We start from the raw sequence: 15,129 nt of genomic DNA, 5'->3' as shown, positions 1-15,129 counted from the left end.
ATGCCGCCGACCAGTACGTACCGGGTCCAGGTCCGCCCCGAGTTCGACCTGAAGGCCACCGCCGAACTGGCCGACTACCTCGCCGAGCTGGGCGTCAGCCACCTCTACACCGCCCCGCTGCTCACCGCCGCCCCGGGCTCCGAGCACGGGTACGACGTGGTCGACCACGCCCGGGTCAACCCGCAGCTCGGTGGCGAGCCGGGCCGCGCCGCGCTGGTGGCGGCGCTGCACGCCGCCGGGCTCGGCCTGGTCGTCGACATCGTGCCCAATCACGCCGGGGTCACCGCGGCCGCGGCCAACCCGAGCTGGTGGGACGTACTCAAACACGGCCCGGATTCGCCCTACGCCGGTTGGTACGACATCGACTGGTCCCGCGGCCGGCTGCTGCTGCCCGTGCTGGCCGACGAGCCGGACGCGCTGGACCGGCTCACCGTGGCCGGTGACGAGCTGCATTACCACGACCACCGGTTCCCGATCGCGGACGGCACCGGCGGCGGCAGCGCCCGCGACATCCACGACCGCCAGCACTACGAGCTGGTGGCGTGGACCCGCGGCGACGCCGAGCTCAACTACCGCCGGTTCTTCGCGATCGCCGGCCTGGCCGGGCTGCGCGTCGAGGACCCGGAGGTCTTCGCCGCCACCCACGCGGAGCTGCTGCGCTGGTACGCCGAAGGAGCGGTGCAGGGCATCCGGGTCGACCACCCGGACGGGCTGCGCGACCCGGGCGGCTACCTGCAGCGGCTGCACGAGGCCGCGCCGGACGCCTGGATCGTGGTGGAGAAGATCCTCGCGACGGCGGAGCGGCTGCCGCCGTGGCCGATCGCGGGCACCACCGGCTACGACGCCATGGCCGAGGTCAGCGGAGTTTTCGTGGACACCACCACGGAGGCGTTCTTCGACACCCTGGACCACCACCTCACCGGCGGCGAGACCTCCTGGCACAACCTCGCGCACGACAGCCGTTACCACGTCGCGACGACGCTGCTCGCCGCGGAACTGGCCCGCATGGGGCGGCTCGTACCCGAGCTCGACGCCGGGCCCGGCCTGGCCGAGCTGGCCGCGTGCTTCCCGGTCTACCGCACCTACCTGCCGTTCGGTGCCCGGCACCTGGCCCGCGCCCGTGCCGAGGCGGGCCGGCGCCGCCCCCAGCTCATCGGGGTCCTCGACCAGCTCACCGCTCGGCTGCGCGACCCCGCCGACGAGCTGGCTCAGCGGTTCCAGCAGTTCACCGGCGCGGTCACCGCCAAGGGGGTGGAGGACTGCGCGTTCTACCGGTGGACCCGGTTCACCGCCCGCAACGAGGTCGGCGCCGACCCCACGAAGTTCGGGCTCACGCTCGACGAGTTCCACGACGCCGCGCAGGAACGGCAGCAGAGCTGGCCGGACGGGATGACCGCACTGTCCACGCACGACACCAAGCGCGGCGAGGACGTGCGGGCCCGGCTCGCGGTCCTCGCCGAGCTGCCCGGCGACTGGACCGAGGTGGTGCGCCGCTGGGTGCGGATCGCCCCGCTGCCCGACCCGTCGCTCGCCCACCTGATCTGGCAGGCCGCGGTCGGGGCGTGGCCGATCGACCGGGACCGGCTGCACGCGTACGCGGTGAAGGCCGCCCGGGAAGCCGGCACCCTCACCACCTGGCGGCGGCCCGACCAGCGGTTCGAGAACGCCCTGCACGCGATGGTCGACAAGATCTACGACGACCCGGCGCTGCAGCGGGAGGTCGCCGATTTCGCGGCCGCGATCACCCCGCCCGGCTGGTCCAACTCGCTCGGCCAGAAACTGGTGCAGCTCACCATGCCGGGCGTGCCGGACACGTACCAGGGCACGGAGTTGTGGGAGCACTCCCTGGTGGACCCGGACAACCGGCGGCCGGTCGACTTCGGTGCCCGGCGCGCGCTGCTGGCCCGGCTCGACGACGGCTGGCAGCCGCCGATCGACGCGACCGGCGCCGCCAAGCTGCTGGTCACCAGCCGGGCGCTGCGCCTGCGGCGCCGCCACCCCGAGCTGTTCGGCGCCTACCGGCCGGTGTTCGCGCAGGGGCGGGCCGGCGAGCACGCGCTGGTGTTCGACCGCGGCGGGGTCGTCGTGGTGGCGACCCGGCTGCCGGTCGGCCTGTCCCGCCACGGCGGCTGGGACGACGCCGCACTGAGCCTGGACGGGTTCCGCTTCACCGACGTCGTCACCGGCAACGAGGTCGTGGGCCGCCGCATCGCGGTGGCCGACGTTCTGGCCACGTACCCGGTGGCGCTGCTGGTGAAGCAGTGAGGTTCGAGGTGTGGGCACCGGAGCAGGCGGTGCGGCTGCGGATCGGGGGCACCGACCGCGACATGCGGGGCGGGGACGACGGCTGGTGGCGCCTGGACGTGCCGGAGGCCGGGCCGGGCACGGACTACGCGTACGTGCTGCCGGGCCACGACGCCGCCCGGCCCGATCCGCGCTCGCCGTGGCAGCCCGCCGGGGTGCACGGCCCCAGCCGGGTGTACGACCACGCCGCGTTCGACTGGACCGACTCCGGCTGGACCGGCCGTCAGCTGCCCGGCAGTGTCCTGTACGAGCTGCACGTCGGCACGTTCACCCCGCAGGGCACGTTCGACGCGGCCGTCGCCCGGCTGGACCACCTCGTCGACCTCGGCGTCGACCTGGTGCAACTGCTGCCGGTCAACGCGTTCAACGGCGCGCACGGCTGGGGCTACGACGGCGCCTGCTGGTTCGCCCCGCACGAGGCGTACGGCGGGCCGGACGGGCTGAAACGGTTCGTCGACGCGTGCCACGCCCGCGGCCTGGGCGTGGTGCTCGACGTGGTTTACAACCACTTCGGCCCCAGCGGGGCGTACGCGCCCGCGTTCGCGCCGTACCTGGCCGCGTCCGGCAGCAACCCGTGGGGCGCCGCGGTGAATCTCGACGGGGCCCGCTCGGACGAGGTGCGCCGGTTCATCATCGACAGCGCGCTGGCGTGGCTGCGCGACTACCACGCCGACGGGCTGCGGCTCGACGCCGTGCACGCCCTGGTAGACCGCGGCGCGGTGCACCTGCTGGAGGAGCTGGCCGCCGAGGTGGAGAGCCTGTCCGCACACCTGCGCCGCCCGCTGACCCTGATCGCCGAGTCCGACCTCAACGACCCGCGGCTGATCACCGCCCGCCAGGCCGGCGGGTACGGCCTGCACGCGCAGTGGGACGACGACGTGCACCACGCGCTGCACGCACTGCTGACCGGCGAGCGGCAGGGCTACTACGCGGACTTCGGCTCCCTGGACTGCCTGCAAACCGTGCTGGAGCAGGCGTTCTTCCACGCCGGGACGTGGTCGAGCTTCCGTGGGCGCCGTCACGGCCGCCCGGTCGACCGGCGCACGATGCCGGGTCACCGGTTCGTGGCGTACCTGCAGAACCACGACCAGGTCGGCAACCGGGCCACCGGTGACCGGCTGGCCGCGATCCTGTCCCCGGGCCTGCTCAAGGTCGGCGCGACCCTGCTGCTGACCGGGCCGTTCACCCCGATGCTGTTCATGGGGGAGGAGTGGGCGGCCGGCACCCCGTGGCAGTTCTTCACCAGCCACCCGGAGCCCGACCTGGCCGACGCTGTCCGGCGTGGGCGGCGCCGGGAATTCGCCGCGCACGGCTGGGCCGAGGCCGATGTGCCCGACCCGCAGGACCCGGGCACGTTCGCCCGTTCCACCCTGGACTGGTCGGAGCCGGACAAGCCCGTCCACGCCGAACTGCTCGACCTGTACCGACGGCTGATCGCGTTGCGCCGGGCCCGCGCCGAGCTGACCGACCCGGACCTGAGCAAGGTACGGGTGTGGCACGGCCCGCACACAGTGGTGATGCGGCGGGGCGGGTGCGTGGTCGCCGCAAACCTGGCCGACGCGCCGCAGACGGTGGATCTGCGGGCGGCCGCAGGCACGGTGCTGCTGGCCACCTCACCGGGCGTGCACGTCCGCGACCATCTCGTCGAGCTTCCCGCTGAATCCGCGGCGGTGCTCGAGTACCGCCCGGTGTGATTCCGCCGACCCTGACCGGACTCGTGGTCGCCTGAACGGGGTCGTGGAACCCGTTCTGTGACCTTCCTGCGGCAGCATGAGCGCGCCGCGGTTCGAGACGGGGGAGTGTGGAGCGACGATGCCGGAAGCACGCAGCGGGGAATCCACGCCCGCGGATGCCCCGACGCCCGCGGGTGGCGGCCCCGGGCAGGATTCGGCGATCGAACCGGCCCCGGCGGGCCCGGCCACCGCGGAGGATCCGGCCACCGCGGAGCCGGCCACCGCGGAGGATCCGGCCACCGCGGAACCCGCCACCGCGGAGGATCCGGCCACCGAGGAACCGGCCGGCGACCGGATCCTGCCTCGCCGCAGCGCCATGGCGGTACGGCTGGTGGCCCTGGCCGTCGCGCTGGTCCTGGCGATCGTGCTGGCGTTCGTCGTGGTGGTGTTCACCGGCCCGCCGTCCGTCGCCGAGCTGCGGGTGCGGGCCGGGCTCGACGGCAAACGGGAACTACTGATCGGCGTGAAGGACGACCAGCCCGGCGTGGCGGAGTTCGCGAACGGGCAGTGGAGCGGCTTCGACATCGACATCGCGTACCTGATCGCCGAGGATCTGGGCTTCCGGCGCAGCGAGATCCGCTTCCTGTCCATCGAGAGCGAGGACCGGGCGCGCATGCAGGCCACCGACCGTAACGGCGAACGCGTCGGCGTCGACATGGTCATCGCCAGCTACAGCATCACCCCGGAACGGGAGCAGATGGCCGGGGTGACGTTCTCCGCGCCGTACCTGTACACGGAGCAGGGCGTGATCACCCGGCACGGGCACGCCCCGGTGTCCTCGCTGGAGGACCTGAAAGGCCGGCGGGTGTGCAGCCTGGCGGCCTCCACGAGCGAGACCGCAGCGGGCCGGGCCGGCGTGCTGCTGAGCAGCCGCAAGAAGATCAGCGAATGCTTCCAGGCGATGGACCGCGGAGACTTCGACGCCATCACCACGGACGCCGCGATCCTGGCCGGGTACAAGAGCAGGTTCCCGGCGAAGTACGACCACTGGGACATCGGCCTCGACGTCACGGAGGCGTGGGGAGTCAACGTCGGCGAGAACCCGGCCCTGCGCGACCTGGTGAACCTCGCGTTGTACCGGTCCCGCAACGACCCCAAGGACAACCGGTGGGAGGAGGCGTTCGACCGCAACTTCCGGGCCGAGGAGGCGGTCAACGAGCCCGCCCCGATCGCGGTCGACCAGCAGCCCGCCGTCGACGAACCCAACGTACGGCAGTGGCCGTGGGAACGGGTCTGAGGGTGACCGAGCCCGTCCCGACGCCGCCGCGGCGCTCACAGCAGAACTGGCTGTTCGCCGTGCTGCCCGCGTTCCCGCTGCTCCTGCTCGTACTGCGGTTGTGGTATCTGAGCCGCCAGGACCTGCCGACCATGCTGCTGCTCGTGCAGTACGTCAGCCCGCTCGGCATGATCAGCGCCCTGTTCATCACGCTGCTGTGGGCCGTACCCGCGGTGGTGCTGGTGTTGCGGGCACTCGGCGGGCTGCTGCTGGTCAGCGCCCGCGACCAGGTCCGGGCGACCCGCTCCCTGCTGGCGGTCACCGCGCAGCGGATGCCGGACTGGGTGGTGGTGATCGCGGCCGCACTGGCCGCGTTCACCTGGCAGTTGCGGTTCCTGCCGGCGCTGGTGATGCTGCTGGTCGTCATCATGGGCTTGACCGCGTGGCAGCGGCACCCGGACGACCGGCTCGTGCTGCGCGTGGTCGCGGTCGGGGTGCCGGTCGCCGCCGCGGCCGTGGTGCTCGTGTGGGTGCTGCCCGGCATCGTCGACGCGGTGCACCGCGGGGAGGCGGTCACGGCCGTCCTGCTGCTCGCCCCGCCGCTGCTGGGTACGCTGCTGGCCGGTCCGGTGCCGGTCCGGTTCGCCCGGCTTGCCACGCACTGGCCGGCGGTGATCGCCGCCCTGGTCGCCCCGTTCGTGGTGGGGGTGGTGTTCCTGCGGGCCCCGATCCTGCCGACCTCCGCGGTCGAGGTGACGACCGGCGGCGGCGTCGAGGTGCTGCGCGGGCAGGTGATCACGGTCGACGACGTGGCCACCACGATCATCGACCGGGAGGGCGAGGTCCACTTCGTGCGCAACGCGGACCTGCGTACGCGGACGATCTGTCCCGAAACCGCGCAGGTCCCCGCGAGCGCCGTGGAGGTCCGTGGGTGGCCCGTCGAGGCATCCGTCCTCGAATGGGTCGCCCCCGCCCGGCGTGTCGCAAACCTGGATCCGCGATGCCTGGGACGGCCCCTCGCCCCGCGCTGAGCAGCCCCGGGTGAGCGTGCCGGGCGGGCGTGCGGGGACCCGATACACGACCGTCGTGGGCCGAAAGGCGGTGACCGCGTGCAGACAGGCTCGACCCGACCTGGCAGGCTGCACGCCATGACCTTGCACCTTCGGTGGGCCGCCGTCACCGACCAGGGCCGAGTCCGCAGCACCAACCAGGACTGTTATTACGCCGGCGACCGGCTGCTGGTCGTCGCCGACGGAATGGGCGGCATGGCCGCGGGCGACGTTGCGAGCCGCCTCGCCATCGAGGCGATGACCTCGCTCGATGTCCCGATCGACAACGAGCACCAGATGGACGCCCTGCACAAGGCGCTGGAGGTGGCCAACGGCAGGATCGCCGAGACGGTCGCCGCCGACGGCGCGCTGCTCGGCATGGGTACCACGCTGACCGCGGTCATCTTCTCCGGTGACCGGGCGGCGCTCGCGCACGTCGGTGACTCCCGCGCCTACCTGCTGCGCGACGGGCGGCTCAACCAGCTCACCAAGGACGACACGTACGTGCAGATGCTGGTCGACCAGGGGCTGATCCGCCCCGAGGAGGCCGGCACCCACCCGCGCCGGGCAGTGGTCACCCAGGCGTTGCAGGGCGAGCCGGTCAGCCCCGCGTACGTGATCGTGGAGCCGGTGTCCGGCGACCGCTGGCTGCTGTGCAGCGACGGGCTCACCGCGGTCGTCACCCCGGAGCAGATCGAGGCCGAGATGCTCGCGTACGCCGAGGCGCAGTCGTGTGCCGAGCGCCTGGTGCAGCTCGCCCTGGACGGCGGTGGCCCCGACAACATCACGGTCATCGTGGCGGACCTGATCCTCGCTCCCTGACCCGCCGCCGCGCCGGCAGTAGGAGAATCGTTCGCGACCCCGCCCATCGGTCGAGGGGTGTGCCGCGTGCTTTCCCCGCCCCAACGAGTGATCCTCGTGCCAAGGTTGATGGTCGCCGCGCTCGTCGCGGCGGTCATGGCCTGGCCCGCCATCTGTGCCGTGCCGGCGCGGGCGGGCCCGGTTCCGCACCCGGCGCCGTCCGGCGCGGCGGGCAACGGGTGCCGTGCCGTACTGCGGATCATGCCGCTGGGTGACAGCATCACCTACGGTGTCGGCAGCCCGTCCGGTGACGGGTACCGCTATCACCTCCAGCGGTACCTGCGGGCCGCGGGCGTCCGGTTCGACGTCGTCGGCTCCCAGCGGCACGGGACGGACGGCGACCCCGACAACGAGGGCCACGGTGGCTGGTCGACCCGGCAGCTTGCCGCGCGGCTCGACGGCCGGCTCGCCGCGTACGCGCCCGACGTGGTGCTGCTGCACACCGGCACGAACGACGTCAGCCGCGGGCACCCACCCGTGACCATCGCGGCCGGGCTGTCCGCCATGATCGACCAGATCCGCACCGAGGTCCCCGCCGCGCAGATCTTCGTCGCCCAGATCGTCGGCACCGGGGTGCCGCGCCAGGTGGCGGCCAACCGCGCCTACGACGCGCTGATCCCGGGCGTCGTCGCGACGAAAGGCCCCCTCGTCCACGTCGTGGACCTGTCCTCGGTCCGGGGGCCGTACCTGTACGACGTGCACCACCCCAACGACCTGGGCTACCGGCGGATGGCCGCGCTCTGGTACCGGGCGATGAGCGACGCCCTACCCGCGGGGGTTGGTGCGCCGGGTCGGTGCCGCGGTGGCGGGATCCTCGGGCCACGGGTGCCGTGGGTAGCGGCCGCGCAGCTCGGCGCGAACCTGCGGATATCCGGTGGCCCAGAACGACGCCAGGTCCCGGGTCACGGCGACCGGGCGGCCCGCGGGCGACAACAGGTGCAGTAGCACCGGCACCCGCCCGGCGGCCAGCCGCGGAGCCTCCCGCCACCCGAACGTCTCCTGCACTTTCACCGCCAGCACCGGCGCCGCCGGGTCCGCGTAGTCCACCCGTACCCGCGAACCGCTGGGCACGGGCAGCCGCTCCGGCGCGACCTCGTCCAGCTGCGCCACCACCTGCCAGGGCAGCAGCCGGCGCAGCGCCGCCGCCACGTCGATGCGGGCCAGGTCCGCGCGGCGCCGCACGCCGGTCAGATCCAGCCAGTCCGCGGCCGCGTCCAGCAGCGCAGCGTCGTCGACCGGCGGCCACGGCGTACCGAGCGCCGCGTGTGCGAACGCCAGCCGTTGCCGTAGCTGGGTCGCCGTGGCCGTCCACGTCAGCAGTCCGAGCCCGTCGCGCCGCAGTCCGTCCAGCATCGCGGCGCGCAGCAGCTCCGGATCGGGCGCGTCCAGCCGCCGTTCGGCAAGTGTGATCGCGCCCAGGCGGTGCACCGTGCGGGCCACCACGTCGCCGTCCGACCAGCCGATCTCCGTGGCGTCGGTGAGCAGGGCCGCGGCGGCCTCCCGCGCGGTGGCCTCGTCCAGCGGGGCGGCGGCTCGGATCCGTGCGGTCCGCGCCCCGGGCGCACGGTCGGCGTCCGCGACGGCCAGCCAGGGCGTTCCGGCCAGGCCGCTGCCGCCCGCCAGCTCCGCGGCGGTCCCCCCGGCCATCAGGTACGCCCGGCCGCCCGGTTCCCGTACCCTGGCCACCCGCTCCGGGTACGCCAGCGCGACCACCAGCCCGGCGGCCAGGTCGTCGGGCAGTTCCGTGGCGGCGCCGGACGTGCCGTGCCGGGTCAACACCGACGTGAGCCGCTGCACCTCGGCCCGCCACGCCGCGCCGCCGTCACGCCGCGCCCGCCGCCACCCGGCCACCAGGTCGTCCCCGGCCGCCCGGTCGTCGTCGAGCAGCGCGACCACTTCGGCGGCCCGGCGGGTGCCGACCGCGGCCGCGCCGTCGATCAGTGCGCGGGCCAGGCGCGGATGCAGGCCCGCCTCGGCCAGGGCCCGCCCCCGCGGGCTGACCCGACCGTCGGAGTCCAGGGCGCCGAGGTCGTGCAGGGTGGCGACCGCGGTCCGCAACGCGCCGGGCGGGGGCGGGTCGGGCAGGCTCAGGCCGGTGCCGTCCGGGTGCCCCCACAACGCCAGATCCAGCGCGAAACCGGTCAGGTCCGCCGCGGCGATCTCGGGCTCCGGCTGGGCGGGCAGCCGGTCGTGCTGCGCCTGTGACCAGCACCGATACACCCGACCGGGCGCCTCGCGGCCCGCCCGCCCGGCCCGCTGGCGGGCGGCGGCCCGGGAGACGGGCACGGTGACCAGCGCCCCGAGCCCGCGGGCGTGGTCCATCCGCGGCACCCGGCTCAGCCCGGCGTCGACCACCGCGCGCACCCCGGGCACGGTCAGGCTGCTCTCCGCGACCGCGGTGGCCAGGACGACCCGCCGCTCCGGGTTCGCGGAGTCGTGGACGGCCGCGTTCGCCGCGCGGCCGGGACCGGCGGGACTGAGCGCGGCGTCCTGCGCGGCAGCGGGCAGGCGCCCGTGCAGGGTCAGGACCCGCGCGGTGACGCCGCCCAGCCGCTGCGCCACCGCGTCGATCTCGCGGGCACCCGGCAGGAAAGCCAGCACGTCGCCGTCGCCCTCGGCGAGCGCCCGGCGGACGGTCGCGGCGACGTGATCGAGCAGCTTCTCATCGACGCGCAGCCCGTGCGCCGGGGCGACCGGCTGCGGCGGCGGGCACCAGTGCACCTGCACCGGGAACTGCCGGGCCGCTGCGGTGACCACCGGGGCGTCGCCGAGCACCTGCGCCAGCCGGTGCGACTCGGCGGTCGCCGAGGTGGCCAGCAACCCCAGGTCGGGGCGCAGCGCGCCGCGCACCTCGATGAGGAATGCGAGCGCCAGGTCGGCGTCCAGGTGCCGTTCGTGACACTCGTCGAGGACGACCAGCGCCGTGCCGGGCAGTTCGGGGTCGCGCTGCAACCGGCGTACCAGCACGCCGGTGGTGATCACTTCGACCACGGTGTCGCGGCCGACGCGCCGGTCGCCGCGGACGGTGTACCCGACCCGGCCGCCGACCTGTTCGCCGAGCAGCGCCGCCATCCGCCGGGCCGCGGCCCGCGCCGCGACCCGCCTCGGCTCGGCCACCACCACCCGGCCCCGGGCCGCGTCCGCCAGGGCGAGCGGGACCAGCGTGGTCTTGCCGGTGCCCGGCGGCGCCACGAGTACGGCCGCCCCGGCCCGCGCCAGTGCGGCGGCCAGCTCCGGCAGCACGGCACGGATGGGCAGCTCCGGCAGGGCTTCGGGGGCGATCAGCACCGGCCCATCCTCGCGTATCTTTCCGCGGGCTCGGCGTCAGGCCCGTGCACCCGCCAGGCGGGCGTTCTTGATCGACCAGCGTAATTTCCTGCCCAAACCGGTGCGCGATTCCCGGCGGCCTGCTTGACTGTCCGTCAGCGCACGAGGGGGTGAGCGTGACCGGCGTCGAGGCGTTCAACTCCCTGCCCGTGCGCGAGTTGCAGGATCGGCTGATCGCATGCTGTGCCGCTCCCGAGTGGGGTGCCGCGCTCGTGGCGGGCCGGCCGTACCCGGACCGGGTTGCGCTCTCGGCCGCGGCCGACGCGGCCGCGCAGAGCCTGAGCTGGGCGGAGGTCCTCAAGGGTCTGTCCGCGCATCCGCGGATCGGTGAGCGTGCCGCCGGCGACTCGCGGGAGGCGCAGTGGTCGCGGCGGGAGCAGGCCGCGGCGGCGCCCGGGGACGAGTCGACCCGCGCGGCGCTGGTGGAGGCGAACCGGGCCTACGAGGACCGGTTCGGTCACGTGTTCCTCATCTTCGCCAGCGGGCGGTCCCCGGAGCAGATCCTGGCCGCGGCGCGGCAGCGGCTGGGCAACGACGAGACGACGGAGCGCGCGATCGTGGCGGACGAACTGCGCAAGATTGCCGGGTTGCGGCTGGAGAGGCTGCTGGATGAGCTCGGCTGACGGTACGGAGCCGGAGTCACACGCCCGGATCTCCACGCACATCCTGGACACGGTGACCGGCGATCCCGCCCGCGACGTGTACGTGCGGCTGGAGCGCCACGACACCGACGGCTGGCGCATGGTCGCGCAGGGCCGCACCGACGACGACGGCCGCCTGCGCTACGAGGTGGGCCTGCACGAGTGGCAGGCGGGCGGGTACCGCCTGCTGTTCTATGTGGAGCCGTACCTGGGGGGTCAGGCGTTCTTCCCGGAGATCACGGTGGCGTTCCACGTGCACGACCCGAACCGTCACTACCACGTGCCGCTGCTGCTGAGCCGGTACGGCTACACCACCTACCGGGGGAGCTGAGCGATGGCGATCGTGCTGGGGCCGAACCGGTACGGCAAGGCGGAGACGCGGCTGGTCCGCGTGGCCCGCGACGGTGACACGCACACGCTGACGGACCTCAACGTCAGCGTGGCGCTCGCCGGTGACCTGACGGCCACGCACCTGACCGGCGACAACAGCGCGGTGCTGCCGACGGACACGATGAAGAACACGGTGTACGCGTTCGCGCGCGACGGGGTCGGCGAGCCGGAGGCGTTCGGGTTGCGGCTGGCCCGGCACTTCGTGCAGACGCTGGGCCACATCGACACCGCGACCGTGACCATCGAGTCGTACGGCTGGCAGCGGCTGGGCCCGCACTCGTTCCAACGGTCCGGGGATCTGACCCGTACGGCGACGGTCACGGTGAACCCGGCGGGTACCCAGGTGGTGTCCGGGCTGTCGGATCTGGTGCTGCTGAACTCGACCGCCTCGGAGTTCCACGGTTTCGTCAAGGACCGGTACACCACGCTGTCGGAGACCTCGGACCGGATCCTAGCGACCGCGGTGAATGCGCGCTGGCGCCACACGGGCGCGGACACCGACTGGGCGGGCTCGTTCGACGGGGTGCGGGACGCGCTGGTGTCCGCGTTCGTCAACACGTACAGCCACTCGCTGCAGCAGACGTTGCTGTCGATGGGCTCGGTCGTGCTGCACCGGTGCTCGGAGGTGGCCGAGGTGCGGCTGGCGCTGCCGAACAAGCACCACTACCTGGTCGACCTGGCGCCGTTCGGGCTGGACAACCCGGGCGAGGTGTTCATGGCGGGCGACCGGCCGTACGGGCTGATCGAGGGCACGGTGACCCGGGACGACGCGCCCGCGGCCACCGCGGACTGGTACATGTGATCATCATCGGCGGCTTGAAGGACGCCCGCTGAGCCGCATACCCTACCGGCCAGTAACCTACGAGCATCCGCAGTGCTGCGAAGGGAGCCCCGCACGTGACCGAGATCCTCTCCGCCGAGGCCGTGGCGTTCGTCGAAGACCTGAACCGCCGGTTCCGGCCGCGCCGTAACGAGCTGCTGGCCCGCCGCGCGCAGCGGCGCGCCGAGATCGCCGCGGGCGGCACGCTGGGCTTCCTGCCCGAGACCGCCGACATCCGCGAGGGCGACTGGACCGTGCCGCCCGCCCCGGCCGACCTCACCGACCGCCGCGTCGAGATCACTGGCCCGACCGAGCGGAAGATGACCATCAACGCGCTCAATTCGGGCGCCAAGGTGTGGCTGGCCGACCTGGAGGACGCCAACACCCCGCACTGGGCCAACGTTGTCGACGGCCAGCAGAACCTGCACGACGCGATCCGCCGCACGATCCGCCTGGAAACCCCCGCCAAGACGTACGAGCTGGGCGCCGGGCCGTACCCCACGATCGTCATGCGCCCGCGCGGCTGGCACCTCGACGAGCGTCACCTGCTGGTCGACGGCGAGCCCGCGGTCGGCGCCCTGGTCGACTTCGGCCTGTACTTCTTCCACAACGCCAAGGAGCTGCTGGCGCGCGGCAGCGGCCCGTACTTCTACCTGCCGAAGATGGAGTCGCACCTGGAGGCGGCGCTCTGGAACGACGTCTTCGACCACGCCCAGGACACGCTCGGCATCCCGCGCGGCACGATCCGCGCCACGGTGCTCATCGAGACGATCCCGGCCGCGTTCGAGATGGACGAGATCATCCACGCGCTGCGCCCGCATCTGGCCGGGCTCAACGCGGGCCGGTGGGACTACCTGTTCAGCATCATCAAGTACTTCCGCGACAACCCGGGCATGATCCTGCCGGACCGGGCGGCCGTGACGATGACCGCGCCGTTCATGCGGGCGTACACGGAGCTGCTGGTGTCGACGTGCCACAAGCGCGGCGCGTTCGCGATGGGCGGCATGGCCGCGTTCATCCCCAGCCGCCGCGACCCCGCGGTCAACGAGGTGGCCCTGGCGAAGGTCCGCGAGGACAAGGAGCGCGAGGCCGGTGACGGCTTCGACGGCTCGTGGGTGGCCCACCCCGACCTGGTGCCGGTCTGCCAGGAGGTCTTCGACCGGGTGCTGGGCGACAAGCCGAACCAGCTCGGCCGGCTGCGCGACGACGTCTCGGTCGAGGCCGCCCAGCTGCTCGACGTCGCCGCCACCCCGGGCGGAGTCACCGAGGCGGGCCTGCGCAACAACGTGAACGTGGCACTGCAGTACCTGGAGGCGTGGCTGCGCGGAAACGGCGCGGTCGCCATCCACAACCTGATGGAGGACGCGGCCACCGCCGAGATCTCCCGCTCCCAGGTGTGGCAGTGGATCCACAACGGGGTCCGCCTGGAGGACGGCACTGCGATCACCGCCGACCTGGTCGGCCGGATCGAGGACGAGGAACTCGCGAAGATCCGCGAGTCGCTGGGCGACGAGGCGTGGACCTCCGGCCGATTCGACGACGCCCGCAAGCTGTTCGAGCGGGTCGCCCTCGCGGACGACTTCGCGGACTTCCTCACGACCGTGGCGTACGAAGCCATCGACTGATGCGCCTCGGCGACTCCGACCGCGCCGCGCTCGACGCCCGGCTCGCCGCCCACGACGCGTTCCTCGCGGAACGGTACGTGGGCGAGCGGGCCGGGCGTCAGCCCGTGCACACCGTGTATGTGCCCGCCGACCGGCTCGCGGGCTTCCGGGACTGGGGTGCGCAGGCGGTCACGGCCATGGACCGGTACGGGTTCCCGTTCCCCGGCGCCGACGCGGTCCGTGCGAAGCTCGCCGCCGAGCCGATCGAGGACCTGCGCGTCGACTTCGAGGACGGCTACGGGGTGCGCGGCGACGACGAGGAGGACGCCGCGGTCCGCGACGCGGTGCAGGTGCTGCGGGCGGGCCCGGTGCCGCCGTTCGTCGGTATCCGGATCAAGTCACTGGAGGCCGCCACCCGGCGCCGGGCGCTGCGCACGCTGGAGATGTTCCTGGAGTCCTATCCGGACCCGTTCGTGATCACCCTGCCGAAGGTCAGCGGCGTCGACCAGGTCACCGCGATGGTGTGGCTGTGCGAGCGGCTGGAGTCGGCGTACGGCCTGGCCGCGGGCGGCCTGCGGTTCGAGATCCAGATCGAGTTGCCCGCGGCCGTGCTGGGCGCGGACGGCACGGCCACGGTCGCCCGGCTCATCACGGCCGCGGCCGGGCGCTGCACCGGGCTGCACTACGGCACGTACGACTACAGCGCCGCGGCCGGGGTGGCCGCGGCGTACCAGTCGATGGAGCACCCCGCCGCGGACCACGCCAAGGCGGTGATGCAGGCCGCCGCCGCCCAGACCGGCGTACGGCTGTCCGACGGCTCCACGAACGTGCTGCCCGTGGGCACCCCGGCCGAGGTCCACGCCGCGTGGGAGCTGCACCACCGGCTCGTGCGGCGTTCCCTGGAACGCGGCTTCTACCAGGGCTGGGACCTGCACCCCGCCCAGCTCGCCACCCGGTACGCGGCCACCTACGCGTTCTTCGCCGACGGCCGCGACGCCGCGGTCGAACGCCTGCGGCGCTACCTCGAACGGCAGGACAGCGGCATCGCCGACGAGCCCGCCACCGCGCGCGCCCTGGCCGGGTACCTGCTGCGCGGCCTGGACTGCGGCGCCCTGACCGACGCCGGGTTCACCCGCACCGACCTGACCACCTTCATCTCACGGTGACCTCCGGGCCGCTACGCT

11 protein-coding genes and 1 pseudogene are annotated in these 15,129 nt (G+C 73.6%); 11 read left to right on the top strand and 1 reads right to left on the bottom strand.

The annotated features are described in order from the left end of the window. From treY to ACMCNK_RS11170, 6 genes and pseudogenes are all read left to right on the top strand, one after another. Positions 1-2,265 (top strand): malto-oligosyltrehalose synthase, encoded by a 2,265-nt coding sequence (gene treY, locus ACMCNK_RS11195; protein WP_412736325.1) that lies wholly within the window; start codon positions 1-3, stop codon positions 2,263-2,265. After that, positions 2,262-3,998 carry a malto-oligosyltrehalose trehalohydrolase gene (gene treZ / locus ACMCNK_RS11190; RefSeq protein WP_412736324.1) on the top strand — a complete coding sequence of 579 codons (1,737 nt, stop codon included), beginning with the start codon at positions 2,262-2,264 and terminating at the stop codon, positions 3,996-3,998. Before treY ends, treZ begins: the two co-directional genes overlap by 4 nt. Before the next feature lie 118 nt (positions 3,999-4,116). Beyond that, positions 4,117-5,274 (top strand): transporter substrate-binding domain-containing protein, encoded by a 1,158-nt coding sequence (locus ACMCNK_RS11185; protein ID WP_412736323.1) that lies wholly within the window; start codon positions 4,117-4,119, stop codon positions 5,272-5,274. A 2-nt stretch (positions 5,275-5,276) separates the two neighbouring features. Beyond that, the gene (locus ACMCNK_RS11180) at positions 5,277-6,284 is read left to right on the top strand and encodes a hypothetical protein (protein ID WP_412736322.1); all 1,008 of its coding nucleotides are present in this window, start codon (positions 5,277-5,279) and stop codon (positions 6,282-6,284) included. 117 nt (positions 6,285-6,401) lie between these two features. Beyond that, positions 6,402-7,124, top strand: a complete 723-nt coding sequence (locus ACMCNK_RS11175) for a PP2C family protein-serine/threonine phosphatase (RefSeq protein WP_412736321.1) — start codon at positions 6,402-6,404, stop codon at positions 7,122-7,124. 108 nt (positions 7,125-7,232) lie between these two features. After that, positions 7,233-7,892, top strand: a pseudogene (locus tag ACMCNK_RS11170) (SGNH/GDSL hydrolase family protein); the annotation flags it as partial. A 36-nt stretch (positions 7,893-7,928) separates the two neighbouring features. Here ACMCNK_RS11170 and hrpB read toward each other — a convergent pair. After that, the gene (gene hrpB, locus ACMCNK_RS11165; RefSeq protein WP_412740820.1) at positions 7,929-10,445 is read right to left on the bottom strand and encodes an ATP-dependent helicase HrpB; all 2,517 of its coding nucleotides are present in this window, start codon (positions 10,443-10,445) and stop codon (positions 7,929-7,931) included. A 161-nt stretch (positions 10,446-10,606) separates the two neighbouring features. On the opposite strand from hrpB, the gene uraD reads away from it, so the two are divergent. The 5 genes from uraD to ACMCNK_RS11140 all read left to right on the top strand — a co-directional run bounded on the left by uraD (position 10,607) and on the right by ACMCNK_RS11140 (position 15,111). Further along, positions 10,607-11,113: a 2-oxo-4-hydroxy-4-carboxy-5-ureidoimidazoline decarboxylase gene (uraD, locus tag ACMCNK_RS11160; RefSeq protein WP_412736320.1), complete on the top strand. Its 507-nt coding sequence runs from the start codon at positions 10,607-10,609 to the stop codon at positions 11,111-11,113. After that, positions 11,100-11,462 carry a hydroxyisourate hydrolase gene (uraH, locus tag ACMCNK_RS11155; protein ID WP_412736319.1) on the top strand — a complete coding sequence of 121 codons (363 nt, stop codon included), beginning with the start codon at positions 11,100-11,102 and terminating at the stop codon, positions 11,460-11,462. The genes uraD and uraH overlap by 14 nt, the downstream gene beginning before the upstream one ends. Before the next feature lie 3 nt (positions 11,463-11,465). Next, positions 11,466-12,323: a factor-independent urate hydroxylase gene (gene pucL, locus ACMCNK_RS11150; protein WP_412736318.1), complete on the top strand. Its 858-nt coding sequence runs from the start codon at positions 11,466-11,468 to the stop codon at positions 12,321-12,323. Positions 12,324-12,418: 95 nt separating this feature from the next. Further along, positions 12,419-13,966, top strand: coding sequence for a malate synthase A (aceB, locus tag ACMCNK_RS11145; RefSeq protein WP_412736317.1), 1,548 nt, complete (start codon positions 12,419-12,421; stop codon positions 13,964-13,966). Beyond that, on the top strand, positions 13,966-15,111 hold the full coding sequence (locus ACMCNK_RS11140) for a DUF6986 family protein (protein ID WP_412736316.1): 1,146 nt from the start codon (positions 13,966-13,968) through the stop codon (positions 15,109-15,111). Before aceB ends, ACMCNK_RS11140 begins: the two co-directional genes overlap by 1 nt. Positions 15,112-15,129 lie beyond the last annotated feature (18 nt).

Source organism: Krasilnikovia sp. MM14-A1259 (assembly GCF_047159535.1).
In the GTDB taxonomy this organism is placed as follows: Bacteria; Actinomycetota; Actinomycetes; order Mycobacteriales; family Micromonosporaceae; genus Actinoplanes.
This window is presented reverse-complemented; position numbering and strand designations above follow the sequence as displayed.

Excerpts from the sequence above, each read along its gene's own strand:
- ACMCNK_RS11140 (WP_412736316.1), top strand. The coding sequence starts at position 13,966 with ATGCGCCTCGGCGACTCCGACCGCGCCGCGCTCGACGCCCGGCTCGCC.
- ACMCNK_RS11185 (WP_412736323.1), top strand. The coding sequence starts at position 4,117 with ATGCCGGAAGCACGCAGCGGGGAATCCACGCCCGCGGATGCCCCGACG.
- ACMCNK_RS11175 (WP_412736321.1), top strand. The coding sequence starts at position 6,402 with ATGACCTTGCACCTTCGGTGGGCCGCCGTCACCGACCAGGGCCGAGTC.
- uraH (WP_412736319.1), top strand. The coding sequence starts at position 11,100 with ATGAGCTCGGCTGACGGTACGGAGCCGGAGTCACACGCCCGGATCTCC.
- pucL (WP_412736318.1), top strand. The coding sequence starts at position 11,466 with ATGGCGATCGTGCTGGGGCCGAACCGGTACGGCAAGGCGGAGACGCGG.
- treY (WP_412736325.1), top strand. The coding sequence starts at position 1 with ATGCCGCCGACCAGTACGTACCGGGTCCAGGTCCGCCCCGAGTTCGAC.